Source organism: Rhodococcus sp. IEGM 1351, assembly GCF_030056875.1.
GTDB lineage: Bacteria > Actinomycetota > Actinomycetes > Mycobacteriales > Mycobacteriaceae > Rhodococcus_F > Rhodococcus_F opacus.
Genome location: NZ_JASHKU010000095.1, coordinates 1 through 746, shown reverse-complemented (window position 1 = coordinate 746; position 746 = coordinate 1). Strand labels below are relative to the sequence as shown.

Genomic DNA, 746 nt, shown 5'->3' with positions numbered 1-746 from the left:
CCGATGCACTCATGATCGAGCGGTACTACGCGATCCTCGACAGCGGCCGGATCGACGACGCAGTTGCCCTGCTCGACGAATCTATCGAGTTCGCCATAGCCCTCCCGGGTACCGTCCGCAGGGGATACAACCGCTCCGACATGCTCGACTACCTGAGGGGACGGCCCCCGGTCGATCGACGACACGTGCTGCTCCGAACGAGCAGCGCCGGCGACGTCCAGTTCGCCTACGGCTCCGTCGTCGAGAACGACGTGAAGACAACCGGCTACTTCCTCGCCGCCATGCACCTCGGCAGCGACGGAACCATCGACGCGTACGAGGTGTCCTTCGACACGGAATTCAGCATTCTCACAAAGGAGTTGACCCATGGGAAGCGCGACTGACCTGACCGAGACGACGTCTGCGACTCCCGTGCTGATCGCGTGGTTCGCGATCATGGATTCGGACGATCCCGACCGCGTCCTGAACATGATCACCGACGATTTCCGGATGTCGGTGCAATTCTCCACCGGCGGTGGGAATGCCGCCGAATTCGTCGGGGATCGCGCCGGACTCGTCGAGTACCTGCAGCAACGCGAGAAGAGTGTGCTCGTACACGAAATCCTCGCGGGAGCTCGTGTCGGAGAGGTCGAGCTGGCGCTGGGACGCACCACACGGAACGGCGATTTCGAGGCCTCGTTCAACACCTCGGCACAGCTCGACGGCTCGGGCCGCGTACGGAGGTTGCTGATCTGCCGCACACCCGA

General features: G+C 63.1%; 2 protein-coding genes. Both read left to right on the top strand.

What is annotated here, in order from left to right; all coding sequences use genetic code 11:
* Window positions 1-383: hypothetical protein (locus tag QM806_RS40915; RefSeq protein ID WP_283295047.1), on the top strand; the 383-nt coding region annotated here is incomplete at its 5' end.
* Window positions 367-746: hypothetical protein (locus QM806_RS40910; protein WP_054245763.1), on the top strand; the 380-nt coding region annotated here is incomplete at its 3' end. The genes QM806_RS40915 and QM806_RS40910, both read left to right, overlap by 17 nt.